Genomic DNA, 24,855 nt, shown 5'->3' with positions numbered 1-24,855 from the left:
CTCCTCATCTAATTTCAAAAATAAACAACGTGCTTTTCATGTTAGCACAGACCTTGCTTGCCGTTCAATTGGCAGCGGTAGGCTTCTGAGACATTGAAAATATTTATCAGTGCTAAGATAGAGTTGTTGTATTGTTAAAGAATCTAAAAAGAAGGCATTTCATGGAAATTTTGACAATCTTAGGCAGTCCCCACGATCCTGCCGTTTCAACGATCTTAGCACATCAATTGATCAAAGGAGCCCAGGCAGCAGCCAACCACGTTACGATTTTTGACGCCGGCCATCATCCCTTGGCTCCCGTTAAAATGGATGCCGACAATCACTTATTGCCGGGTGATGCCGTAACTGAACGACTACTTGATCAAATGGTAGCCGCTGATCTGATCGTTTTTGCCACGCCAATGTTTTATTATGGCATGTCCTCACAGATGAAGGCCGTCATTGATCATATGGGCGAGCGTGATGAGCAGCTGCATGATGACAAACAGGCCATTTTGGTTGCCAGCGCGCCGCATAATGATTTTGACCCGCTAAAGTCTGAATTCAAGGCGATTTTTGATCACCTGGGCTGGAAGTTTGCTGGACAGGTCTTAGCTGGCAAGGAAACCACACCACATCATCTAAGATTTTATCCCGACCTGGCCTACGAGTTGGGCAAAAGTCTTAACTAAATCGCAAGTAGGCTTGCGGCAGTTCTGTCAGTCATTCCAGCCGTTAAGTCAATTGATAACGGTCTTTTGTCTCTGCCAGGTTCAAAATGACTTCATATTTTTTTCAAATAGTCTTCACTGTCCCATCATTTTGTCTTGTTAAATTAAAAACCGTGCGGAATTTCGCACAACTGAGCAAAAAACAAAAACATGGAGTGATTACTATCAAGAAAAAAGCAGCTAAGGCCTTAATTGCTGCCGTGGGTGCTGCCGGAGCCATGACCGCCGCGCAGACGACTGCCCATGCTGATACTACGGTTACCGTAGCTTCGGGCGACACGATCTGGGCCTATGCACAGCAATACAAGACCACGGTTTCTTCAATCGTTTCGGCAAACTCACTTTCCAATCCGGATCTGATCTTCCCTGGTCAGCGGATTACGATTCCAGAAACGACCATCAATCGACAAAAGAACAGCCAGCGTCAGACGACTAAGACTACGACGGCCAGTTCCACGGCTGGTTCCGTCAGCGCCAGCGTTTTTGCTGATTCAAGCACCAGCTCAAGTTCAGCGGCAATTGTTTCCAGTGCTTTAGATACTGCCAGTCAAGCCGTTGCCTCAACGACGGCTTCGAGTGATGCTTCAACTGACACCCAAACGACCAGCACAGTATCAGCTCAGTCTGCTGATTCAGAATCCGTTCAATCGGCTTCGTCAGCTAATGAGAATGCTGCTGCGACCGACTCAACTGAAGCAACGACTGCCGCAACAACTACTGCAATGACGGCAGCCGCAACGACCGAATCAGCAGCCAACACGGCATCTTCAGCCACCTATGAGTCCAACTCAGCTGCTGCCAATGCCGCAATGGCCAACTACACGATTACCTATGGCTTAACGGATGCCGCCAGTGCCAGCGCAAGCACCACTTCAACGGCATCAACCAGCCACGTGGCAGCTGGTCAGGGACTGGCAACCGCGCAGTCAATGATTGGCGTTCCTTACGTCTGGGGCGGCAATACGCCAAGCGGTTTTGACTGTTCCGGACTGGTTCAGTACTCCTATGGTCTGTCCAGCAGCTATCGCACGACGACCCAACAGGCAACGTTAGGAACTCACTACTATGATGTTGAAAACGCACCCGCGGGAGCCCTCTACTTCTGGGGAACCGATTCAGCACCATACCACGTTGCAATCGCAGAAGGAAACGGCAACTACATTCAAGCGCCAACTCCTGGTCAAAACGTGCAAGAAGGCAATATTCAATATTACCGTCCTAACTACTACATCGTTATGCAGTAGTTTTAAAACTTATCAACATTCTTATCAACTTAACGCTTAAGACAAGCTCTTAAGCAAAAGGCGCTCGATCGCATCGTCTGCGAACGGGCGTCTTTTAGTTTTCTTTTAGAATTGCTTGGGCCGCGTGCCAGGCCAGTGCCGCACATTTGATTCGAGCCGGAAACTGTGCCACGCTGCCCAGAATTGCGGCATCCTGGAGCTGTTCTTGCGCCTGGGCACTGATTTTTTGACCGATAACCAGATTCGAAAAAGCCTGAATCAGCTGTTGGGCGTCTGACACCGATTTGCCAATCAAAACATCGCCCATCATACTGGCTGAGGCTTGCGAGATCGTACACCCGCTGCCGGTAAACTTAAGGTCGCTGATTTTGTCGTCATCGATCCTGACTGCCAGATTAATGGTATCGCCGCAGGTTGGATTATGCAGCGTGGTCTGCGCGGTTGCGTCCGGTAGTTTTCCTTGGTGATGCGGGTGGCTGGCATGTGCTAAAACCAACGTGCGATATAAATAATTAAGCTTGCTCAAACCCATTTTCAAAAAACTCCTTTGTAGCCTTAATCGCATCAATCAAGCGGTCAACGTCTTTTTGATCATTATACAGGTAAAAACTGGCCCGCAGAGTCGCATTGACCCCCAGATAATCCATCAAAGGCTGCGCACAGTGATGACCGGCACGAATGGCTACCCCTTCCAGATCAAGAGCCGTCGCCGCGTCATGAGGGTGAATGCCAGCTAGATTAAACGCCAAGACGCCAGTATGCCGATCTTGTGGGCCATAAAGCGTCAAGCCATCAATTGCCAACAGTTTAGGAATCGCGTAAGCAGCCAGTTCTTGTTCATGTTCCGCAATCGCTCGCATGCCAAACTGGCTTAAATAATCAATCGCCGCGCCTAAGGCAATCGCACCGCTGATGTTGGGCGTACCAGCCTCAAAGCGCCAGGGAACCGGTTTAAAAGTAGCCGTCTGCTGAGCAACCTGATCAATCATCTCGCCGCCAAACTGACTGGGGCAGAGTCGATTCAGCCAAACCATTTTTCCATATAAGATGCCGATTCCGGTTGGCGCCATCAGCTTATGACCAGAAAAAGCATAAAAATCCGCGTCCAGTGCTTGTACGTCAACCGGCAGATGCGGCGCGGCCTGGGCTCCGTCAACGACCAGGCAGGCCCCGACTTGATGCGCCATGGCACCGATTTTTAAAATAGGATTTACTACGCCCAAAACGTTTGAAACATGGGCTATGGCTACTACTTTGGTCCGTGAATCGATTTTGCGCGCAGCATCGTTAAGATCCAGCTCTTGACGATCATTTAAGCCGATCAGCCTCAGCTCAGCCCCGGTTCGCTTAGCCAGCTGCTGCCAGGGAACCAGATTGCTGTGATGCTCCATTATCGTCACTACGATCGCGTCATTTGGCTTAATCAGCTCACTCAGTCCCTGCGCGATCCAATTAATGCTTTCCGTTGTTGAACGCGTAAAGACGATTTCTTCAGCTTGCTTGGCATTGATAAAGGCGGCGGTTTTTTGCCGAGCCGTCTCATAGGCTGCAGTTGCCCGCTGCGCCAGCGTATGCGTGCCCCGATGAACGTTGGCATGATCATGCTGGTAGTAGTGCTCAATCGCCTTTAAAACCGGTGTCGGCATCTGAGCCGTCGCCGCGCTGTCCAGATAGGTCAATGGCTCATCGTTAACTCGCTGCTTCAGAATGGGAAAATCTTGTTTAATGCTTTCAATATCCACTTGGCTCGCCTTCTTCTAAGAAAAAACTCATAAAAATCTAACTTTTAGTTGACAAAGGATCGTGACACTGATTATACTTTAAAACAATCAAACACGCGAAAGGAGATAAGCAAATGAGTTACAACCGCATCCAACTTAATATTCGTTGGCAAAGCCGGTAGCTCAGATCGCACGGAATGCGGTCTGGGAAGTCAGATCCATTCTGTGCCGGCTTATTTCATAATGCAAGCCTGCATGGAACCACATGCGGGCTTTTTAATTTCCCAAGAGGAGGCCTGCAGACTGGCTTCCTCTTTTTATTTTATCAAGCAGCAATTATTCAAAAGGTTTCGGAAAGGTGGCAAAAAGCCATGAAAAGAATGTATACCGTAATCGCCATTTTACTTGCCTTTCTTGGGGTCGCCTACTTCAAGGAAAATGGCGGCATCGTCAAACAGGCCAAGCCCAAAGTCGGGGTCTTAACCTTGATGCATCATCCCGCATTGGATCAGATCTACAAAGGCTTTGTCCATGGTCTGGCAGAAGAAGGCTATCACAATGGCAAAAATATTACGATCGACTATCAAAATGCCAATGGTGATCAAAGCAACTTAAAAACCATGGCCAACAAACTGGTCAATGAAAACTCAACCGTCCTTTTTGGGATTACCACGCCAGCTTCCCAAGCACTGGCCAACTCAACCAAAAAGATTCCAATCGTCTTAGGTGCCGTAACCAATCCCCAAGGAGCCGGTCTCGTTAAGAACAACAAGCGTCCTGGCGGCAATATCACCGGGATTTCCGATCAGGCACCGGTTAAGGAACAACTGCAGCTGGTCCACCAATTTATGCCGCACGCCAAGACGTTAGGGATCATCTACACTTCCAGCGACAGTTCCGCCGTCACTGAATATAAGGAATTCATGAAATATGCCAAGCAGATGCATTTAAATCTGAAGGCTTACTCGATTTCCAACAGCAATGACTTAAATCAAGTCTCACAACAAATGCTGAGTGAGGTTGACGCTGTAATCGTACCAACAGACAACACGATTGCCGGCGCGATGCAGACACTGGTCAAAAATGCCAATGCCGTCAACAAGCCCGTTTTCCCCGCCGTCGACACGATGGTTAAGCAAGGCGGGGTCGCTACCTACAGCATCAATCAATACAAGCTGGGCGTTGCAGGCGGTAAGCTGACAGCCGACATCCTAAAGGGCAAGAAGAAGCCATCCACGACTGCCATCAAGTACATTCGTCATGGCGAACCGGTCTTGAACCTAAAGCAGGCACGCAAGTTGGGCTTGCACGTTCCAGCCAGTTTCCAGCGTGAAGCCGAAAAATATGGGGAGGTAATCAAATGAATCTGATCGTATCCGCAATTGGCCAGGGTCTGTTATGGGCACTGCTTGGGTTGGGTCTTTACCTGACCTTCCGTATCTTGAATCTCGCCGATATGACGGTTGAAGGCACGTTTCCATTAGGGGCTGCCGTAGCCGTTACTGCAATTACGCATGGCTTTTCACCATTGGTCGCAACCCTTTTGGCATTTGGCGCCGGTATGCTGGCTGGGCTGGTAACCGGGCTGCTGTATACTAAAGGAAAGATTCCATTCCTGCTGGCTGGGATTCTGACGATGACGGCCACCTACTCTGTTAACTTGCGCATTATGGGTAAGTCGAACATCTCACTGCTGGGCCAAAAGACGCTTTTTTCTGGATCGTTTATGACCTCGCTGCCACAGTATTTTGACAGCGTTGTCTTGGGCATGATCGTAATTGTCATTATCACGCTCCTGCTGATCTTTTTCTTGGATACCGACTATGGCCAGTCATTTATCGCAACCGGCGACAATCCCGTAATGGCTAAATCACTGGGGATCCATACCGACGCCACGATCAACGTTGGTCTTATGATTTCTAATGGACTGGTTGGACTTTGCGGCGCGCTGGTTGCTCAAAGCAATGGCTATGCCGATGTCAACATGGGGATTGGAACCATCGTAATCGCCCTGGCTTCAATCATTATTGGCGAAGTTGCCTTTGGCGAGCTGACACTGTCGCAGCGACTAGTTGCCGTAATCTTGGGAAGCATCATCTACCGTTTGATTCTGCTGGCAGTCCTTCAGCTGGGATTCAGCGCCAACGACCTCAACCTGATCTCTTCAATCGTCTTGGCATTATGCATGATGCTGCCGCAACTGGACAAGCTATTCCACATTCGCAAGCCGTTCTTTAAGGGGGTCCAAACCAATGACTGAACCAATGCTTGAGCTAAAAAACGTCAAAACAATCGTCAATCCAGGAACTGCCAACGAAACCACGATTTTAAAGGGCATCAATCTAACCATCAACGACGGCGACTTCATTACCATCGTTGGGACGAACGGTGCTGGTAAATCAACCCTTTTCAATGTTATCGGCGGCAATCTTAAAGCCGACGCCGGGCAGATTTTTCATGCCGGTGCTGATATTACCAAAACAACCGAAGAACAGCGCACCACTTTTTTAGCTCGTGTTTTTCAAGATCCTAAACTAGGGACGGCACCCCGGATGACGGTTGCTGAAAATATGCTGCTGGCTTCCAAGCGTGGCGAAAAACGTCACCTGATGCCACGTCGTTTGAAGCAGCGAATGTCAGAATTTACCAAGCTGGCCGCGCAAATGAACAATGGCTTGGAAAATCGTATGACTACGCCAACCGGAGCACTTTCCGGCGGGCAAAGGCAGGCATTAAGCTTTTTGATGGCTACGCTCAAGCGACCAGACATTCTGCTGCTTGATGAGCATACTGCCGCCTTGGATCCACACACGGCACGCAACCTGCTGCACGCTACCAATCAGCGCATCACTGAAGATCATCTGACGGCATTGATGATTACTCATCATATGGAAGATGCTCTCAAATACGGCAACCGATTGATCGTTTTAAAAGATGGCCAGATCAAAGCCGATTATAACGCAGCTGAAAAAGCCAAATTAACAGTTGACGATCTGTATGCCTACTTTGAAATGTAAAACAACGACGTTCAAAAAGACATTCCGTAATGGTGCGGAATGTCTTTTTAGTCAGCATCATTAAAAATCCACCTCATCAGGTTTGGCACATTGCCCACCAAGATTTGGCAACGCCTGAATCATCTGCATTTCAGACTCTGAAAGCGCAAAGTCAAAGATTTCCATATTTTGTGCCGAGCGTTCACGATGAACCGACTTTGGCAGTGGCAAAACGCCTTGCTGTAATTCCCAGCGCAATGCAATCTGAGCCGTTGACTTACCATGAGCTTTGGCAATTTCTTTCATCGTATCGTTAACTAAGACTTTAGCTCCCTGACCGCCTAATGGACCCCAGCCTTCAACCAGAATATCCTGTTCCTGCAGCCACTGAACTGCTTCTGTCTGCGGCCAGCCAGGATGAACCTCAATCTGGTCGACCATTGGCTTGATTTTAGCCGTTTTCATCAAAGCCTTAATGTGATGTGGCAAAAAATTCGAAACACCAATTGCCCGAATTCGGCCTTCATTGTAAAGATCTTCCATCGCTCGCCAGGTTTCAGCATTCAGCTTTTCGGCATCCTGACCAAACTGTTTTTCATTGGCTGGCCAATGAATCAAATAAAGATCCAGATAATCAAGTTTTAACCGATCCAAGGTGGCTTGAAAGGCGGCTTTCGTTTTTTCATAGCCACGCTCGGTATTCCAAAGCTTGCTGGTAACGAAAAGCTCTTCCCGTGCAACGCCTGAAGCAGCGATCCCTTGACCTACGCCAATTTCATTTTCATAGACCGCGGCCGTATCAATGTGCCGATAGCCCAATTCAATTGCATCCATAACTGACTGTTTGGCTACTGATTCCGGCGTTCTAAACGTACCATAACCGACACATGGGATTTCAACGCCATTGTTTAAGCGCCGCATTGAAGTAACGCTTGTGAAATGATTGTCCATTATGATCCTTCTTTCTTTTGTATCTAAAAATTTGTAAGTATATTATAAAATCAGAACTAGGCAATACACAATAACGCACCTTTTTGTGACCTTAGACAGGAGACCTCAAATGACTGATACAATTAGAGAATACACCCTCGAAAAATTGCGCCAAAAGGATTTTGACTGCGCCAAAGAATACACTTTGGCCATGTTTTCCGGCAAATACAAGCTGTTGATCATCTGCAGTCTTTATCATAATGGCGCAATGCGTTTTAATGAGCTGCAGCGGCTTTCTGAACACGCTACGCACAAGATGATGACGCAACAGCTAAAAGAGATGATCAAGGATGGGTTGATCTCACGTCATGAACAGCTGATCAGCCATCGCAAAGCAGTCTTTTACCAGCTTACGAATACTGGCGAAAGCTTGATGCCAATTATCGATGCCATGTGCCAATGGGGTGAAAAGCGCCTGCAGGATTTAAAATTAGATATTGAATTTTGCTCAGACTAATCCAACAGCCGCTGCTCAATATTAAGCAGCGGCTGTTTCACACTAATAAGGTATTAATTTTTACTGTTTTTTGAAATGCGGTCGATTCTTTTGCCACATCAAAACAGCCAGCATCAACGTCAAAACATCAGACGCGGCCTGAGCTGAAACAATTCCCCAATAACCAAACAGATGATGCAGAATTACGATGCAGACTAAAAAAATCAAGCCTTGCCGTGATACTGACAGCCAAAATGCTGGGACTGCCTTGCCCATTGACTGAAACATCGTCGTAAATACCAAAATACAGCCGCCCAGCGTCGTTGAACTGGCCAGCCAGCGAATCATGATCGTACCTTCACTGATCACGGTCTGATCCTGCATAAACAAACAAATGATCAGAGGAGCTGCCAACATCATCAAAAGCGTTGCCACGACCCCAAAAACAACGACGACCAAAATATCAAAACGTACGGCTTCATTAAACCGCTTTTGATTTTTGGCACCGTAAGTATAGCCAATCAGCGGCTGGGCCCCAAACGCAAAGCCGACCATCACCATAAAGATAATGGTATTGATCTTGTTGGCAATTCCCATCGCCGCCACGCTGGTTGAGCCATACGCAATCAGATAGCGATTCGTCAGTGCCATGGAGAACATAACCATGATATTGGTAATCGAGGCCGGAATCCCAATTGAGTAGATTTCTTTTTGCAGTGCTGGACTTAACTTGGTTTCATGAATCGAGGTCGTCAGTTTTTGGCTTTTGGTATTCAAATAATAAATCATCAAGACATCGCCAATGATATTGCTGACGACAGTGGCCAGTGCCGAACCCGCAGCCCCTAATCCACAAGGGAAGATAAAGATCGGATTCAAAATGATGTTAAAAATCGTTCCCACCATGCTGGCCGTCATAGACTGAACGGCTAATCCCTCAGTTCTTAAAATATTGGTTGGTGTCAGGCCAAAAACAATAAACGGCGCGCCAAACGCAATCACCAGGTAGTATTCACGCGCGTACTGCCAGGTTGCCGTGGTCGCCCCCAATAGATGAAGAATCGGCGTCTGAAAAGCAACCATGATGATCGTCATCAAGATTCCTACAATAATCGATACGTAAAAACAATAACCTGAAGCAAGGCGTGCCTCATGATCGCGCTTTTCACCAAACAGCCGCGAAATCAATGAGCTGCCCCCCAAGCCAAAGATATCGCCAATTGCAATCAGCAGACTGAAAACTGGCGCACCTTGCGATACGCCCGCTACCAGATCAGGATTTTGGGTCTTAGAAACAAAGAACGTGTCCACCAGGTTATAGATAATAATAATGGCTGAACTTAAAACCACTGGCATTGCCAGCGTAAAATAAGCCTTTTTAATGGAAGAACGCTCGAAAAGCTGATCCATTTTTCTACTCCCTTCATTAATTAAACAATCTTGATTATTTTAGACGATCACCTCTTGATCAACAATCATTCAATTATTGGTCTATTCCATATTTTAGTTTCAAATCATAAGAATGAAACGTTTTCATCATTTTTCAATTTTGTCTGGTCTAATAAATTTGTTTAATTTTTCGGAATCAAACTCAGTCTATTGTTTTTGAAAAAGAATTGGTCTAAATTAGTTGCCATTAAGAAAATGATTAGAGTTTTGAGAATTGGAGATGGCAATAATGAGTACAGCAAACACTTTATTCGTAATGATTGCCAGTATTCTGGTGTTCTTAATGACACCAGGACTGGCGTTTTTCTATGGCGGCTTGGTAAGTCGGCGCAACATCGTCAACACGTTTATGTCGGTCTTTTTCGTCTGTGGTCTATCCGTTCTGCTTTGGGTAGCAGTTGGCTGGTCACTTTCATTCAGCGGTAACGGCGCCATTGTCGGCAACCTGCACCAATTGATGATGCACGGCACCAACCTAAAGCAGCTGACGACTGGCAAGATTCCGGTCGGCATCTTCTCAATCTTTGAAATGATGTTTGCATTGATCACACCAGCTTTGTTTGTGGGCGCGATCGTTGGCCGGGTGCGCTTTAAGTTTTTAACCTTCTTTATCATCTGCTGGTCGATTCTGATCTACTACCCATTGGTACACCTGGTCTGGGGCGGCGGTCTGCTGTCCAAGCTGGGCACGCTTGACTTTGCTGGTGGGACTGTCGTTCATATCAATGCTGGCGTCACGGCCCTGGTACTTTCTGCTATGATTGGGCCGCGTCTGCACACCAAAGATTCGGATGGTCCTGCTGATCGGTCCTGGGTTCTGTTGGGTACGACCCTGCTTTGGATTGGCTGGGATGGTTTCAACGCGGGTTCTGCACTGGCCGTCAACAGCATTGCCATGCAGGCTTTCTTAACTACGACAGTTGCTGCCGCCGCGGCCATGGTTACTTGGCAATTACTGGAAATCTATACTGAAGGACACACGACTTTGGTTGGTACCTGTACCGGCGTATTGTGTGGGCTCGTTGGCATCACACCAGCCTGTGGCTACGTTACCTTGACCGGAGCCTTGATTATCGGAATCGGTTCGAGCTTGATCAGCGGCTGGTTCATCACCAAGATCAAGCCGCGGCTAAAAGTCGATGACACGCTGGATGCCTTTGGCTGTCACGGAGTTAGCGGTATCTGGGGAAGCATCGCAACTGGCCTTTTTGCTACTCACACGATCAACCCTGCTGTTACTCACGATGGTCTGCTGATGGGCGGCGGCTTCACTCAGTTTGGCATTCAAACACTGGCAACCCTGGTTACGATTATCACTACTGCTGCTATGGTCTGGGCTATCGTTAAGGTCTTGGGTCGCTTTATGACGATTCGGGTTTCTGCTCGCGAAGAAGGACGCGGCTTGGATATCAGCGAACACCATGAACTGATCGGCTCATTGGCGAATCCTCAGCTCTAACCACTTATCTGAATAATTAAATCTGCTGCACTCAGCAATATAAAAAGGACAATCTCGTGTTAGCGAGGTTGTCCTTTTACGTTATGCATTAACTGAAAATTCAATTCTAGTGTTCTTGAACTTCTTCAGGGTGTGCCTTTTCGTAGCGATGTTCGTTCCAGAAGTAGATCGTGATGATCGCAAAGCAGATGGCTGGCACGATGAAGGAGAACTGCATGGAGCCGGAAAGGTCAGATACCCGTCCTTGAATGGCTGGCACGATGGCACCACCGATCAGGGACATAACGATGAAGGCACCACCAGTTTCGGTGTACTTCTTTTCGTGAATCTGGTCCAGCGTGTGAGCGTAGATCGTTGGCCATTCAGGACCGAAGAAGAAGCTCGTCGCAATGGCTGCGTAAACGGCCGTCGCGTTTGGAACCGTAAAGGCAATTACCAGGCAGACCATCCCAAGAGCAGAGAACCAGGTCAGCACCTTGGTAATCGAGTAGCGGTTCATGAACCAGTTGGCAACCAGCTTGCCGACAAACCAGGCAACGTAGCTGTAGATCATAAACGTTGAGGCTTCAGAGTCGGAAATGCCGTGCATAACTTTCAGTGCCAGCCGGATGGTAAATGACCAAACTGTCGTCTGCATGCCGGCGTAGACGAACTGTGCACCGACACCCATCATAAAGCGTTTGTTGTGCGTCAGGTAGTGAATCGTCTCGCCCAAAGATGGCTGTGCTTCCTTGCCTTCTGCGCCCGTTCCTGCCGTGGCCTTGGCGCGTGGCATCTTGGTCAGCAGCAGGACGATGAAGATCACGATTAAAATTGCAAGGATGAATTTGTATGGACGCAGCGTCAGTTGAAGCATGTGCAGGTTGTAGGCGTGGGCCTCGGCCTTGCTCATGTGAGCGACCTTGTCAGCCAGGTTGCCGCCTTCACCAAAGATCAGGTACTTGCCTAAGACGATCCCTAAGATGTCACCCAGCGGCGTCAGCGTTTGCGCGAAGTTCAAACGCTGGTTGGCCGTGTTGCGTGGGCCCATCATGGAAGCGTAGGTGTCACAAGACGTTTCCAAGAAGCTCAGACCAACGGCAATCGCGAAGATGGCTACCAAAAACACGCTGTAGGTGGCAATTCGGGATGCCGGGAAGAACAGCGAGCAGCCGATGATGTAGAACATCAGACCGACCAGAATGGCCACCTTGTAGCTGGCCTTCTTAACGATCCGCGATGCCGGGATGGCCATCAGGAAGTAGCCGCCGTAGAAGGCTGACTGAACGAAAGCCGTGGCCGTGTCGTTCAGCGTAAAGACCGTCTTGAACTGCGTGATCAGAATATCGTTCAGACTGGCTGCTGCCCCTCAGAGCGGGAAGATCAGGCAGACCAGCAGGAACTGAAACATTGGCGTCTTATCAAGGTAGCCGTCTGGCAGCTGCAGCCAGCTTTGGCCCTTGTCAGAATTCTTACTGTTTTGCATGGCTCATACCTCACTAGAACGTAACGCCGGATTCAAGAATAATGTTGGAGTAAGGCGTCATCTCACCCGTACGGATGAAGGCGTGCGTCTTGGCCAGGTTCTTCTTCAAATCACTGTGAGGCATGAATTCGATCTCAACATCAGGCAGCGCCTTTTTGATGTTTTCCAGCTGTTCTGGATTTTGGTCCTTGATCTCATCGGCAAGGTAGATCTTTTGAACCTTCATTTCCTTTAAGACGTTGTTCAAGACGTCCATAAAGCTTGGCAGCTGCTTGTCGAGCGCCAGATCGATCTTCTTGGTTCCCATTGGCACCGGCATGCCGGCATCGCCAATCGACAGCCAGTCCATGTGGCCCATGTTGGCAACGACGGCAGACACTTCAGAGTTGATAATTCCAGTTTTCTTCATGATCAAAATCTCCTAATTCCTATTTTTATTGCTGCGAACGTTCAGCCGCGATTATTCGGCAAGTGCGGCTTTGACTTCTTCACCCGTTGGAATCGATGGCATGGCGCCCATCTTTTGAACGGTCAGACTGGAAGCACGCTGCGCGTAGACCAGAGCATCGGCAACATTGCTCAAGTCGTTGTCCAGCTGGGAGGCCAGCGCACCGATGAACGTATCACCGGCTGCCGTCGTATCAACGGCCTTGACCTTGAATGCTGGCACCATTCCGTGACCGTGTGGCGTGCAGTAGAAGACCCCTTTTGAGCCCAACGTGATCAGCAGGTTTTTGGCGCCCTGCTGTTTAAACCATTCCGCGGACTTAAGCATGGAATCTTCATCAGTAATCTTGATTCCCGTCAAAACAAAGCTTTCGCTGTCGTTAGGGATCACGACGTCCGTGTATTGCAGCAGCTCTGGCAAGATTTCATGAGCCGGTGCTGGGTTCAAGATCGTCGTTACGCCATGTTCCTTAGCTTGTTTGAAAGCTTCAGCAGTGACTGCCTGTGGCGTTTCAAACTGACTGATCAAAAAGTCGATCTCTTCAAAGACGGCATCGGCATTTTTCAAAACCTCAGTCGTCATTGCTTGGTTGGCACCACCATAAACCATGATGTCGTTTTGGCCCTCGGCATCAAGCGTAATCAAGGCCGTTCCCGTACCATGCAGCTCATCAATTCCAATCAGCTTGGTATCGATATGGTCTTCTTGAAGAGCTTCACGCATGAACTTACCCTCGTTGTCAGCCCCAACCATCCCGATAAACCAGGTCTTGGCACCAGACCGAGCAGCGGCAACTGCTTGGTTGGCACCCTTACCGCCAGGAGCGGAACTCTTGGAACCTGCCGAGATCGTCTCACCAGGCATTGGGAAACGCTGTACGTGGTAGGTCGTATCAACGTTGATGCTACCTAAAACCGCAATTTTCTTAGCCATTTGCTTCCTCCTATGGTCTCTACTGTAAAACGTTTTTGTAAATCGTTTTACGAAAATTTCAACGTTGTTAATTTAACATGATTTGAAATCGTTTGCAACCCCTCTTTAAAAATTTAATTCAAAAGTTTTACTAATGTAAGCGATGAAAATAGCGCCATGGCAAACGATTTCCTAAATTAATTTTTTAGTAAAAAAAAGATCCGACTCGCTCAAACGAATCAGATCTTTTTTATAATCGCTGGTCTTATTCAGCTGTTTTACGCGCGAAATAATGTGCCAGCCGATCTTTTGGATAGATACCCGTTACTTTTTCCTTGGCCACGCCATCGCGAAAAAGCACCAGACTAGGAACACTCATCACTTTATAGCGTTCCGCGATTGCTTGTTGATGATCAACGTTAAACTTGACGAATTTGATCTGCCCGGCAAATTCCTTTTCCAGCTCTGCCATGATCGGTTCCATCATTTTGCATGGTCCACACCATGGCGCCCAGAAATCGACTACCGTCAGCGGGCCTTGAATCATTTCGTCAAAGTTTTCAATGGTTGCTTCTTGTGCCATCAGACTACTCCTTTTTATCGGTTGTCTGCGCATGCTTTTTTCGCCGTACCAAGTGCACGATAATCGTAATGACGAAAACGGCCAGGACAAAAATCCCAAAAGCACTTGAAGGAATCTCAATATCAATTGCAGGAATCGATAAGAACAGCTTAATGGCAACAAACAGAATCAAGATATACGCCATTGGCTCCAATTCTGGAATCTTGTTCATCAAGCGCATAATCACTTCGGCAATTCCCCGCATACAGATGATACCAATCAAGCCACCGATCAAAACGATCACTGGGTTGCTTGAAATTGCAAGTGAAGCCAACACAGAATCAACGGAAAATATGATGTCCATGAACTCGATTTGAGCAACGACCCACCAGAACCGCTTCCGACCAGTCAGGCCTTTACGGTTAGCCTTAGGACTAGCCTGCTTGCTGCGCCGTTTCGGGTTGCCCTGAAACTTATAGCGGAAGAAGCGGTAAACCAGATATACCAGGTAGGCAGCTCCGATGACCTTAATTTCCCAGAAATGGATCAGGTAGACGCCAAGTCCAATAATCAAGAAGCGGAAGATATAAGATCCCCAAATCCCGTAAAACAGAGATTCCTCTTGTTCTTTAAGCGTCGGCAAAACCCGTGTCTGAGCTGCTAAGACCACCGCGTTGTCCACGGATAACAGACATTCGATCAATACCAGTGAAAGGATGATCAGCCAATCCTGACTTGAAGTTATCACAGCTTCCCAGTTGTGCAAGTCAAAGAACGGTCCGTAAAGCTTAGTTAAAAGTGACAATGAACTCCTCCTTATCTATTTGTTGTCTCTTTATTTGTATTTTAACAAAATTTGTTTGAATTCGTCATCTATTGGTGCCTGAATTGTTTGAATTTTTTCAGTAAATGGTAAAACCAGCTGCTGCTTAATGCCATGCAGCATCATTCGCGAAGCATCAATCGTACCATACAGCGGATCTCCGATGATTGGATGGCCGCTGTAAGCCAGGTGAACTCTTAACTGGTGAGTCCGACCGGTTGCCAATTGCAGTCTGACCAGCGTGGCGTTTTTACCGCGCCAGGCAACCTGGTAGTAGGTCAATGCTGGCTGACTGGCAAAGCCGTTGACTCGTCGCTTACGCTGATCAAGCAGATCTCTGCCAATTGGCCAATCAAATTTTCCGGCATCCGGCGTGATGTTCCCGGCCACCAGCGCAAGATATTGGCGATGCATCTGCCCTTGACTGATACGACGATCCAAAATCGGCACGACAATTGGATTCTTAGCGATTGCCACGGCGCCGCTGGTTGCTTGATCCAGGCGATGAACCATAAAGGCATCAGCTGATGAAGTCTTTAAATAACCAGCCGCATCGTTGAGCAGAGTCCCAATTTCAAGCGGCTGATTGGGATGCATTTTTTGGCCTGCTGGTTTGTTGACTACCAAGACGTCGCGATTTTCAAACAGTACGTTCAGCCTGGGATGTGGGGTTGGTTGATAGTGCGTTTGCGGCGTCCGAAACTCATCGCCATTAAAATTCAGCTCAATTATATCTGCCGGCTGCACTTGATGATTAACGGGATAATATTGACCATTGACCAAGACGTTATGACGCGTTCTAAGATAATATACAAAGCGCCGCGGCAGCAACCATTGCTTTTGCAGCAGATCACGCAGCGTTTGGGACGGCTGATCTTTTGACAGCGTCTCGATGATTTTCCAGTTTTTTTCCATCATAGTCCCCTTAATTGATGATTATTTGATACTTTTTTCAGTTCTTATGGTTACCTGGGTTGAATTTTAGCGCATTAAATAGTTGAATTATACTTAAAGACCAATTTTCGCGGAGGATAAAATCATGTTGAGTGCCGAACTAATCAATGAACAAAGCTATTGGATCAGCGTGTTTGAGCCCCTGCCTCATGAACGCGAAGATTTGATCAACAAGTACGAGGTTACCAAAGAGCTTTTGGATTACGCCATCGACCCTTATGAAAAAGCCCGGGTTGAGGTTGATCGGGATGCTGGTGTCACTTTGCTGATCTTTGACGTCTATGTGCCCACGCATGAGGTCTCGGCACCCCAAACCGCGCCAATCGGCATTATGCTGACGGCCAACAACGTTTTAACCTTTACCAATGCTCAGACCAATTTTGTTAACGGAATCCTGGCCAAGCAGCTTAAAACCATGAAAAAACGCGGTCCGGTTAATGATCGCTTTGATTTCATCCTGCCAACGCTTTACAAACTCTCAACCAGCTATTTTGGACCAATTCGGCGTGCCGATCAACAGCGCCAGCAGATTCAGCGCAATCTGCAGAACCATACGGAACGCAAGGCAATTACCGAATTTATGGAAATCGAAACGGGACTGGTCTATATTCTGACTTCACTAAAAGGCAACGTTTCCCTGCTTGAAGAATTCAAACGACGCTTTGGCAGCCGGATGTCGCATCGCCAGCTTAATGATCTGGACGATATTATTATCGAAGCCCAGCAAGGTTTAGAAATGGCCCAGATGACATCTGACGTCTCGGCTCGCGTTTCTGACGCCTATAGCAAGGTCCTGGACAGTAATCTGAACCAGACCATGAAATTTCTGACCATCTATTCAATCGTCTTGGCAATTCCGCCAATCGTTTCCGGCTTTTATGGCGAAAACGTCAGGTCGCTGCCGTTTGCCCAAAGCGAATGGGCCTGGCAGATTACGATCGCGATTACTTTAATTATGATTCTGCTCTCAATCTGGTTTTTATTCAATCGACACTGGTGGCATTGAAATAAGTTCGTAATTTTATGATTGATTAACCTTTTGATTGTCAAAAGGTTCGGATTATGTTAAGATAAATCCTGTTAAATTAAAGTTAAGCCTATATATTCTCGCAATACGGGCGAGAGTCTCTACCCTGAACCGTAAATTCAGGACTATAAGCAGCCAAAAAGTCGTCATGGTTGCCTGCCATGGCGACTTTTTGCTTGTCTGTATGGGCTGACTCAGGAGGAAAGATCTTGAATAGTGCATCACAGGGAAAATTAAACGACTTTGGGAAAAATCTGGTACTTGGCTTTCAACATCTGCTGGCCATGTACTCAGGCGATGTCTTGGTCCCGCTTTTGATTGGAAACTTTCTGCATTTCAATGCAGCACAGATGACCTATCTGGTTTCAATCGACATCTTCATGTGCGGGATCGCCACACTGCTGCAGCTGCGCAAGACGCCGCTGACTGGGATCGGTCTGCCGGTCGTTCTGGGTTGTGCGGTACAATCAGTTGCCCCTTTGGAATCGATTGGCGGCAAACTGGGCATTGCCTACATGTATGGTGCCATCATCTGTGCCGGAATCTTTGTCTTTTTGATTGCCGGCCTGTTTGCTAAGATGAAAAAACTGTTTCCACCAGTCGTAACTGGATCCTTGATTACCATTATCGGTTTTACGCTGGTTCCAGTCGGTTTTCAAAATCTCGGCGGTGGCTCAGCAGCTGCCAAGTCATTCGGTGCGCCAGCCAACTTAGCAATCGGCTTTTTAACGATTGTCATCATTTTGGCAATCAATGCATTTGCCAAGGGTTTTGTTAAGTCAATCGCAATTCTGCTGGGGATTTTGATTGCTTCCTTTATTGCCGGCGCATTTGGCATGGTCTCATTAACACCGGTTGCCCAAGCTTCCTGGTTCCATCTGCCGCAGATCTTCTACTTTGGGGTTCCTAAGTATAACGGCAGCGCGATCGTTACCATGATGCTGGTTTCTTTAACGACGATGATCGAATCGACTGGGGTCTACTTTGCCCTAAGCGACGTTACTGGTCAGAAGATTACTGAAGACGACATGAAACGCGGCTATCGTGCTGAAGGGATTGCTGCCATTTTAGGCGGGATCTTCAATACCTTCCCCTACTCAACGTTCTCGCAAAATGTCGGCGTTCTACGCATGTCCGGCGTTAAAACCCGCAAACCGGTCTACTATGCTGCTTTCCTGCTTTTGGTACTGGGACTGCTGCCTAAAGCCGGCGCACTGGCAACCGTAATTCCTACGCCGGTTCTCGGTGGGGCCATGATCGTAATGTTTGGCATGGTCGGCGTACAGGGAATTCAGATTCTGCAAAAAGCGGATCTGAACAAGAACAGCAATCTACTGGTTGCCTCGATGTCAATTGGACTGGGGCTTGGCGTAACTGTTTATCCACAGATTTTCCAGCATCTGGCAACCGAAGCACAGATCATTCTGGGCAACGGGGTGGTCGTTGGCAGTCTGGCAGCCGTAATCTTAAATCTGATCTTTAACTGGCAGGATTTCAAAAAGCCGGTTCAAAGCAAAATTAAGAACAACCCAAGAACTGCTGATCCAATTATGAATGAAAATTAAAATTAAGGCATCGGTGATCGCTTCACTGGTGCCTTTTTAGTTGTAAAATAAAGCCAGATCTAACTTGAAAGGGGTTTTGTTTCATATGGAACATTTTGGTTCATTTCATTCTTCATGCACGGCAATGCTGGTTGGCAAAAAAGCAACGATTGACGGCTCAATCATAATTGCCCGCGATGAAGACGGCGAAAGCGGCATTAACCAAAAAACTTTCAAAGTCTTTCCGGCTTGCGACTATGATGAGGAGTTCATTTCTGAATACTCAGGCGTTAGAATCCCGCTCCATGGTCATGGCTGTCGCTTTACTGCTACACCAAACGCTCAGGAAAATGAGATCAAAGGGCGCTGGGACGAACAGGGCATCAATGAATACAACGTGGCAATGAGTGCTACTGAAACTGAAGGTACCAACGCTCGCTGCCTAGGCCACGATCCGTTGGTTAAAAACGGCATCGACGAGGATTCCATGCTGTATCTGGTACTGCCATTTATCAAAACTGCCAGAGAAGGCGTGGCCCGGCTTGGTAAGCTGATCGAACAATATGGAACCGGCGAGTGCAACGGAATTGCCTTTGCCGATCAAGATGAGGTCTGGTACTTTGAAACCGGTGCTGGTCATCAATGGGCCGCTCAACGCATTCCAGATGACTGTTATGCCATCTGTCCCAACATCATGGTAATTGAGGAAATCGACTTTAACGATCCCAACAATTTCATGTTTGCATCATCTTTAAAGTCATTCGTTGAAAAAAATCATCTGAATCCTGACCCAACGACCTTTAACTATCGCAACATCTTCGGGACGCAAAGCGAGGCTGACAGCTACTATAACACGCCTCGAACCTGGTATGGACAAAAGCTGTTCAATCCATCCATTGAACAGGATCCAACCAGTCAAAACATGCCATTTCTGCGGCGGCCAGAAAAGAAGATCGCGATTGAAGACGTGGAAGCTTTTCTTTCTTCCCATTACAACGGCACGCCATATGATCCGATGGGAACTTTTGCCTCGGGAACCAAAGAAGAACAGCGCAAATTCCGCTCAATCTCACTTGATCGTAATCAAAGCTCCTGTATTCTGCAGATTCGCAATCACGTACCAAAAGAATTCGCTGCCATTCAATGGATCAATTTCGGCTTCTACTGCTACAGTCCATACGTACCGTTTTATACCAACATTTCCGACACGCCAGCCAACTACCAAAAAGCTGGCGCCGAGGTCGATACCAACAGTGCCTATTGGATGTATAAAACGCTGGCCGTTGTCGTTGAACCGCGCTATCACAAATTTATCAATGAGGTCAACGAATATCGCGATGGCTGTCAAAGTTTTGGCCTGCAGCGAATTGACCAGATTGACCAGCAGGCGGCTGAACTTGAAGAAGATGATGAGCTGAACAACTTCCTTACCAAAGCCAATCTGCAAACAGCCGCCGAGGTTACCAAACGAACCCACGCGCTGCTCAGCAGTCTGATCAAACAATCGCTGCTTGACTCCAAGTATCAGTTTGAGCTTGGCGATAATCTATAAAGAGCTACTAAAGCAAAAAATCGCGTGCCGTCAGCATTAAGTCTGATTACATGCGATTTTTTCATTTGTCTGCAGTTATTTGTGGTTATAGTATTCAACCTCAACGTCATCATCAGTCAGAATCAGCTTAGTCAGACTGCCATTCTCCGGACGCACCGTCAGATCGTACTTGCCCTGGCCAAAGCGCTCCATCAGGCTAAGCAGCGTATTGCCATGACTGACCCAGAGAATATTGGCGTCATCTGGTACCTCTGAGTGCCGAATCAGGTCAATTCCCTGATCAACGCGGGCCCAGTATTCAGCATTGTTTTCGGCATGATGGAATGGATCGGCATCCTTTAGCCAGTCTTTGGCCTGACCGATGCTATATTTTTCGACGATTGCCTTAAAAGTTGGCAGACCATGCGGCGCTCCTGCCAGATACCAGGCCTCATCCATATTGGCACCTTCAAAATAGCCATAGAACTCTTCTCTAAAGAATGGTGCCGTTATTGGCTGCTTGACCGAGTCAGCCTGATTCATATCCAGGATCGTCTGGATCGTTGCTTCGGCGCGGGTGGTGTCGCTGCAAAAAGCTGCATCAAAATGAATCTTGGCCAGCTTTTCTCCGGCATTGCGCGCATCCTGCATCCCTTTTTGCGTCAACGGCGAATTGCTCCAGCCCTGCAGCTTGTTATAGATGTTGTAGTACGTCTGACCATGCCGTACCAGATAGACGTTCAATTTTTTCAATTTCGGTACCCCCTTTAAATCTAAGACGATTGTAACGCTTTCTTGAACTTAAGGATAACATAAGGCGCCCATCATAGATTCTTCAAACATTTCCCGTAATATTAAAAGCATCGAAAGAAGGGATGCTTCATGAAACTACGTAATCCACATTCTGAACAAGATATCGTCGCTGCCCAGATCGTTGGGATGAATGGCAAGACTGTTACCGTCAAAACAGAAACCGGCCAGATTCTGCGGCTGCCGTTAACTGCTAAGCATCAGCATGACCAGATCTTTTTGGCATCATTAAAAGACATCTGGCACGCGCAAATCTGGATCCCTGTCAACCGCCAGCTAAAAAAACTGTTCCATTATGACTGGCTGCTCGATCCAGCTCCAGTCAAAGCATAAATCTGATTAAGTTTCCTCAACGTTTTGCCACAATACACTTGCACAGGCTGAATTTGTGCTAGAATGATTGACGTTAAGCTCTTTTATGAGTACGTTAAGAATCATATAACTGCGAGGATATTTTTCGACATGAAACGATTAAGCAAACTCGTGAACACCAGGATTGGCTTTTTTGCACTCTTGGTGTTCCTTTTTTGGATTAAAACCTTGATTGCCTACTTCACTGACTTTAAATTAGGCGCTCAAGGCTTGGTTCAATATCTAATCGTCCTGATCAATCCACTGGGAACCACCCTGCTATTGTTTGGTCTGGCATTTTACTTTAAGCGATCGCGCTTTTTCTATCCCGTTTTAATGGGAATCGACATTGCCAATACGCTGCTATTATATTTAAACGTTATCTACTACCGTGAGTTTACTGACTTTATGACGATTGCCACCATGACCGGCTATTCAAAAGTCAACCAGGGGCTTAGCGGCAGTTCTTTGGCATTGACCAATCTGCATGACGTTTTTTATTGGCTCGATATTGTCGTCATCCTGCTCTTGATGCTCTTTAGAAAGATTAAGTTTGATCCCCGCGCTTTCTCGCACCGGCTGGCATTTGCCTTCACCTCAGTTTCATTGGTCGTGTGTGGATTGAATCTGATGGTGGCAGAAATGGATCGGCCACAGCTTTTAGGGCGGACGTTTGACCGCGTCTACATCGTTAAGTACCTGGGGCTGGATGCCTTTACCGGTTATGACCTGGTTAAATCAGAACACGTCAGTCAAATGCGTAAGAGTGCCACTAAATCACAGCTCAAGACCGTTGAGAAGTTTACCAAGGAGCATTATGCCGCGCCGAACAAAAAGCTGTTTGGGATTGCCAAGGGCCGCAACGTAATCGTTATTCACCTGGAAAGCTTCCAACAGTTCCTGATCGATAAAAAAATCAATGGTCAAGAAGTTACGCCATTTTTAAATTCGCTGTATCATGGTCAAGACACCTATGCCTTCTCCAACTTCTTTAATCAGGTTGGCCAAGGCAAGACCTCAGACGCGGAAAACATGTTGGAAACCAGCACGTATGGACTTTCGCAGGGTTCACTGTTTGCAACGCTGGGCAATGACAATACCTTCCAGGCTGCTCCCGCTATTTTGAAGCAGCGGGCTGGCTATACCTCAGCTGTTTTCCATGGCAATGTCGCCAGCTTCTGGAACCGCAACAACGTCTACAAGAACCTCGGCTATCAATACTTCTTTGACGCCAGCTATTTCGACACGTCCGGCGACAAGGCAACCGGCTATGGCTTAAAGGACAAGCTGCTGTTTGCTGATTCGATCAAGTATCTGCAGCACCTGCAGCAGCCGTTCTATGTCAAGTACTTAACGGTTACCAACCACTTCCCATTTGATCTTGACGATGAGGATAAAGACTCCAATTTCACGACGACGAATACTGGATCATCAACGGTCGACAACTACTTCGTTACCGCGCACTATCTTGATCAGTCGCTGCAGGAGTTCTTTAGCTATCTTGATAAGACGGGGCTGGCCAAGAAATCAATCATCATGATCTATGGTGACCATTATGGGATCTCCAATTCGGAAAACAAGAACCTGGCCAGCGTCTTAGGCAAGAATGCTGACGACTGGACCGATTTTGACAACGTTCAGATGCAGCGGGTGCCACTGATGTTCGTTATTCCAGGATCTGGTGGTCACGGCGGCATCTACAGTACTTATGGCGGCGAGATCGACGTCTTGCCAACGCTGCTGCATCTGTTGGGAATCAGCACCAAACGCTATATCCAGTTTGGAACTGATCTGTTCAGCTCACAGCATGATCAAGTCGTTGCCCTGCGCAACCAAGACTTTGTGACACCGAAGTACACCAGTATCAGCGGCAAGATCTACCTCAACTCGACTGGCAAGCTGGCCAAACTGACCAAGCAGGAGAAAAAACAGCTGCGGGCCGATCAAAAGAAGGTTTCTGAAGAACTGGCCCTGTCAGATTCGCTTAACGAAAAGAATCTGCTGCGCTTCTATCATCCAAAAGGCTTTAAGACCGTCAATCCAAAAGACTACAACTATGCTAACGGATTAAAGAAGGAAAAGAAGATTGAAAAGTCCAAGGGCATTCAATCAACCAGCATTTTCTCCAAGAACAACGACAAGACCACTACCGACAGCTATAGCACCAACGCCCCAGAACAGGGACATTCTGCTACGAGTTCCAACCGAATCAAGATCACCAATCCTGATGGCAATGGCAATTAATGTTTCGTTAATCTAATTTAAGTCCCAGGGCTGTTAAGTCAGTTCTGGGGCTTTTACTATTTCGCTCAGTGCCCTGCTTAATTGGTCCTAAAATTCGTGATAAAATTAAAGAAAATTGATTTAGAAAGGCGTGAGCTGCATTATGCGAGAACATGAAGAGATTCAAGAAAAACTGATTGAAGTTGCCAACCGCCGCTATGCTACCAAAAAGTTTGATCCTGACCGCAAAGTCGACGATGATGACTGGCGCACGATTCTAGAAGTCGGCCGCCTGTCGCCCAGTTCGTTTGGCTATGAGCCGTGGCAGTTCGTTGAGCTTGATAATCCGCAGATGCGTCAAGACCTTAAGCCAATCGCCTGGGGAGCCGTCAACAGCATCAATGGCGCTGACAAGCTGCTCTTGATTTTTGCCAGAAAAGACATCACCTACGACAGCGACTACGTAAAATACATGGTCCAAGACGTCAAGCGCCACGAATACGATCCCAATTCCAAATCATCACAGGCCTTTAAGCATTTTCAAGAAACCGACATGGACATCAACGACGAGCGCACCCGTTTCGACTGGGCAGCCAAGCAGTGCTACATTGCCATGGCTAATATGATGATGGCGGCAGCTGCGCTAAAGATTGATTCCTGTCCAATCGAAGGCTTTAATCGCGAAAAAGTCGAATCCTATCTGGCTGAAAAAGGCGTTTTAGACCGTCAGCACTGGGGATTGGCCGTGATGGTAAGTTTCGGCTATCGCGATGAGCCAATCAAGCCCAAATCACGGCAGGCTATTTCTGACATCTACCGCACGATCAAATAGATAAGGAGCAAGAACATGGCTAAAGAAATGCTGGTTACGACGACTGAAAAGATTCCGGGCCATAACTATGAAGTTTTAGGCGAGGTCTTTGGCGTTACCACCCAATCCAAAAACGTTTTTTCCAATATCGGCGCTGGACTGAAAAACGTGGTTGGCGGCGAGATCAAAGCCTATACCAAAATGCTGCATGAATCGCGTGAGGTCGCAATTGCCAGACTGCGCGAGGATGCCGAGGCCAAAGGTGCTGATGCCGTGGTCATGATGCGCTTTGACTCCGGCTCAATCGGAACCGACATGCAGTCAGTGGTTGCTTATGGCACGGCCGTAAAATTTACTGAATAAAAAAAGATCCAGGCTGAACATATCGC

At 47.4% G+C, this 24,855-nt stretch carries 25 protein-coding genes and 1 riboswitch; of the genes, 14 read left to right on the top strand and 11 right to left on the bottom strand.

Translation table 11 applies throughout. The features are described from left to right. The first annotated feature begins 161 nt into the window (after positions 1 to 161). Positions 162 to 671 (top strand): flavodoxin family protein, encoded by a 510-nt coding sequence (locus FC47_RS08295; protein WP_006500748.1) that lies wholly within the window; start codon positions 162 to 164, stop codon positions 669 to 671. A gap of 194 nt (positions 672 to 865) precedes the next feature. Next, positions 866 to 1,954, top strand: coding sequence for a C40 family peptidase (locus FC47_RS11045; protein ID WP_056968594.1), 1,089 nt, complete (start codon positions 866 to 868; stop codon positions 1,952 to 1,954). Between the two features lie 94 nt (positions 1,955 to 2,048). Here FC47_RS11045 and sufU read toward each other — a convergent pair whose 3' ends face one another. Together sufU and FC47_RS08280 are read right to left on the bottom strand one after the other, a co-directional pair. After that, a complete protein-coding gene (gene sufU, locus FC47_RS08285; RefSeq protein WP_056968593.1) occupies positions 2,049 to 2,486 on the bottom strand; it encodes a Fe-S cluster assembly sulfur transfer protein SufU in 438 nt (145 codons plus the stop codon). After that, complete coding sequence (locus FC47_RS08280) at positions 2,467 to 3,696, bottom strand: aminotransferase class V-fold PLP-dependent enzyme (protein WP_048345746.1); 1,230 nt, start codon at positions 3,694 to 3,696, stop codon at positions 2,467 to 2,469. Before FC47_RS08280 ends, sufU begins: the two co-directional genes overlap by 20 nt. 350 nt (positions 3,697 to 4,046) lie before the next feature. Between FC47_RS08280 and trpX the strand changes: the two genes are divergently transcribed. Genes trpX through FC47_RS08265 form a run of 3 tightly spaced genes read left to right on the top strand, consistent with a single transcriptional unit; the run spans position 4,047 to position 6,692 of the window. After that, the gene (gene trpX, locus FC47_RS08275) at positions 4,047 to 5,039 is read left to right on the top strand and encodes a tryptophan ABC transporter substrate-binding protein (protein WP_056968592.1); all 993 of its coding nucleotides are present in this window, start codon (positions 4,047 to 4,049) and stop codon (positions 5,037 to 5,039) included. Next, positions 5,036 to 5,935, top strand: a complete 900-nt coding sequence (locus tag FC47_RS08270) for an ABC transporter permease (RefSeq protein ID WP_048345745.1) — start codon at positions 5,036 to 5,038, stop codon at positions 5,933 to 5,935. The genes trpX and FC47_RS08270 overlap by 4 nt, the downstream gene beginning before the upstream one ends. After that, a complete protein-coding gene (locus FC47_RS08265) occupies positions 5,928 to 6,692 on the top strand; it encodes an ABC transporter ATP-binding protein (RefSeq protein WP_048345744.1) in 765 nt (254 codons plus the stop codon). Before FC47_RS08270 ends, FC47_RS08265 begins: the two co-directional genes overlap by 8 nt. A gap of 60 nt (positions 6,693 to 6,752) precedes the next feature. On the opposite strand, the gene FC47_RS08260 is transcribed toward FC47_RS08265, so the two are convergent. Then, positions 6,753 to 7,622: an aldo/keto reductase gene (locus FC47_RS08260; RefSeq protein WP_048345743.1), complete on the bottom strand. Its 870-nt coding sequence runs from the start codon at positions 7,620 to 7,622 to the stop codon at positions 6,753 to 6,755. 109 nt (positions 7,623 to 7,731) lie between these two features. Here FC47_RS08260 and FC47_RS08255 point away from each other — a divergent pair, with 109 nt between their 5' ends. Beyond that, positions 7,732 to 8,118, top strand: a complete 387-nt coding sequence (locus FC47_RS08255) for a winged helix-turn-helix transcriptional regulator (protein ID WP_006500756.1) — start codon at positions 7,732 to 7,734, stop codon at positions 8,116 to 8,118. Between the two features lie 60 nt (positions 8,119 to 8,178). Here the strand turns inward: FC47_RS08255 and FC47_RS08250 are convergent, their stop codons facing one another. Further along, positions 8,179 to 9,507 carry an MATE family efflux transporter gene (locus FC47_RS08250; protein WP_048345742.1) on the bottom strand — a complete coding sequence of 443 codons (1,329 nt, stop codon included), beginning with the start codon at positions 9,505 to 9,507 and terminating at the stop codon, positions 8,179 to 8,181. Between the two features lie 268 nt (positions 9,508 to 9,775). Between FC47_RS08250 and FC47_RS08245 the strand changes: the two genes are divergently transcribed. Next, positions 9,776 to 11,005: an ammonium transporter gene (locus FC47_RS08245; RefSeq protein ID WP_048345741.1), complete on the top strand. Its 1,230-nt coding sequence runs from the start codon at positions 9,776 to 9,778 to the stop codon at positions 11,003 to 11,005. A 106-nt stretch (positions 11,006 to 11,111) separates the two neighbouring features. On the opposite strand, the gene fucP is transcribed toward FC47_RS08245, so the two are convergent. From fucP to FC47_RS08215, 6 genes are all read right to left on the bottom strand, one after another. Beyond that, positions 11,112 to 12,338, bottom strand: a complete 1,227-nt coding sequence (gene fucP / locus FC47_RS08240; protein WP_235804009.1) for an L-fucose:H+ symporter permease — start codon at positions 12,336 to 12,338, stop codon at positions 11,112 to 11,114. 145 nt (positions 12,339 to 12,483) lie between these two features. Beyond that, the gene (rbsD, locus tag FC47_RS08235) at positions 12,484 to 12,879 is read right to left on the bottom strand and encodes a D-ribose pyranase (protein WP_006500760.1); all 396 of its coding nucleotides are present in this window, start codon (positions 12,877 to 12,879) and stop codon (positions 12,484 to 12,486) included. Positions 12,880 to 12,930: 51 nt separating this feature from the next. Next, positions 12,931 to 13,851 carry a ribokinase gene (gene rbsK / locus FC47_RS08230; protein WP_034541182.1) on the bottom strand — a complete coding sequence of 307 codons (921 nt, stop codon included), beginning with the start codon at positions 13,849 to 13,851 and terminating at the stop codon, positions 12,931 to 12,933. Between the two features lie 244 nt (positions 13,852 to 14,095). After that, positions 14,096 to 14,413, bottom strand: coding sequence for a thioredoxin (gene trxA, locus FC47_RS08225; protein WP_006500762.1), 318 nt, complete (start codon positions 14,411 to 14,413; stop codon positions 14,096 to 14,098). Positions 14,414 to 14,417: 4 nt separating this feature from the next. Continuing rightward, positions 14,418 to 15,197, bottom strand: coding sequence for a TerC family protein (locus FC47_RS08220; protein ID WP_033934998.1), 780 nt, complete (start codon positions 15,195 to 15,197; stop codon positions 14,418 to 14,420). Between the two features lie 30 nt (positions 15,198 to 15,227). Beyond that, positions 15,228 to 16,130: an RluA family pseudouridine synthase gene (locus FC47_RS08215; protein ID WP_174435165.1), complete on the bottom strand. Its 903-nt coding sequence runs from the start codon at positions 16,128 to 16,130 to the stop codon at positions 15,228 to 15,230. A gap of 124 nt (positions 16,131 to 16,254) precedes the next feature. On the opposite strand from FC47_RS08215, the gene FC47_RS08210 reads away from it, so the two are divergent. The 3 genes from FC47_RS08210 (at position 16,255) to FC47_RS08200 (ending at position 20,292) form a co-directional block, all read left to right on the top strand. Next, positions 16,255 to 17,175, top strand: coding sequence for a magnesium transporter CorA family protein (locus FC47_RS08210; protein ID WP_034541178.1), 921 nt, complete (start codon positions 16,255 to 16,257; stop codon positions 17,173 to 17,175). 71 nt (positions 17,176 to 17,246) lie between these two features. Next, positions 17,247 to 17,344, top strand: a riboswitch (purine riboswitch). A 61-nt stretch (positions 17,345 to 17,405) separates the two neighbouring features. Further along, positions 17,406 to 18,761: a nucleobase:cation symporter-2 family protein gene (locus FC47_RS08205; RefSeq protein ID WP_056968591.1), complete on the top strand. Its 1,356-nt coding sequence runs from the start codon at positions 17,406 to 17,408 to the stop codon at positions 18,759 to 18,761. An 85-nt stretch (positions 18,762 to 18,846) separates the two neighbouring features. Further along, positions 18,847 to 20,292: a C69 family dipeptidase gene (locus tag FC47_RS08200; RefSeq protein ID WP_056968590.1), complete on the top strand. Its 1,446-nt coding sequence runs from the start codon at positions 18,847 to 18,849 to the stop codon at positions 20,290 to 20,292. Positions 20,293 to 20,367: 75 nt separating this feature from the next. Here FC47_RS08200 and FC47_RS08195 read toward each other — a convergent pair whose 3' ends face one another. Continuing rightward, complete coding sequence (locus FC47_RS08195) at positions 20,368 to 21,024, bottom strand: histidine phosphatase family protein (protein WP_056968589.1); 657 nt, start codon at positions 21,022 to 21,024, stop codon at positions 20,368 to 20,370. A gap of 129 nt (positions 21,025 to 21,153) precedes the next feature. Between FC47_RS08195 and FC47_RS08190 the strand changes: the two genes are divergently transcribed. The 4 genes from FC47_RS08190 to FC47_RS08175 all read left to right on the top strand — a co-directional run bounded on the left by FC47_RS08190 (position 21,154) and on the right by FC47_RS08175 (position 24,829). After that, entirely contained in the window at positions 21,154 to 21,414 is a 261-nt protein-coding gene (locus tag FC47_RS08190) for a hypothetical protein (RefSeq protein WP_033934994.1), read from the top strand. Between the two features lie 129 nt (positions 21,415 to 21,543). Then, positions 21,544 to 23,676, top strand: coding sequence for an LTA synthase family protein (locus FC47_RS08185; protein ID WP_039946140.1), 2,133 nt, complete (start codon positions 21,544 to 21,546; stop codon positions 23,674 to 23,676). 142 nt (positions 23,677 to 23,818) lie between these two features. Continuing rightward, a complete protein-coding gene (locus tag FC47_RS08180) occupies positions 23,819 to 24,487 on the top strand; it encodes an NAD(P)H-dependent oxidoreductase (RefSeq protein WP_006500771.1) in 669 nt (222 codons plus the stop codon). Positions 24,488 to 24,502: 15 nt separating this feature from the next. Next, positions 24,503 to 24,829: a heavy metal-binding domain-containing protein gene (locus FC47_RS08175; protein WP_006500772.1), complete on the top strand. Its 327-nt coding sequence runs from the start codon at positions 24,503 to 24,505 to the stop codon at positions 24,827 to 24,829. Positions 24,830 to 24,855 lie beyond the last annotated feature (26 nt).

The sequence above is a fragment of the Limosilactobacillus mucosae DSM 13345 genome (assembly GCF_001436025.1).
In the GTDB taxonomy this organism is placed as follows: Bacteria; Bacillota; Bacilli; order Lactobacillales; family Lactobacillaceae; genus Limosilactobacillus; species Limosilactobacillus mucosae.
The sequence above is the reverse complement of the archived record's forward strand: the minus strand, read 5'-3'. Positions and strand labels throughout refer to the sequence as shown.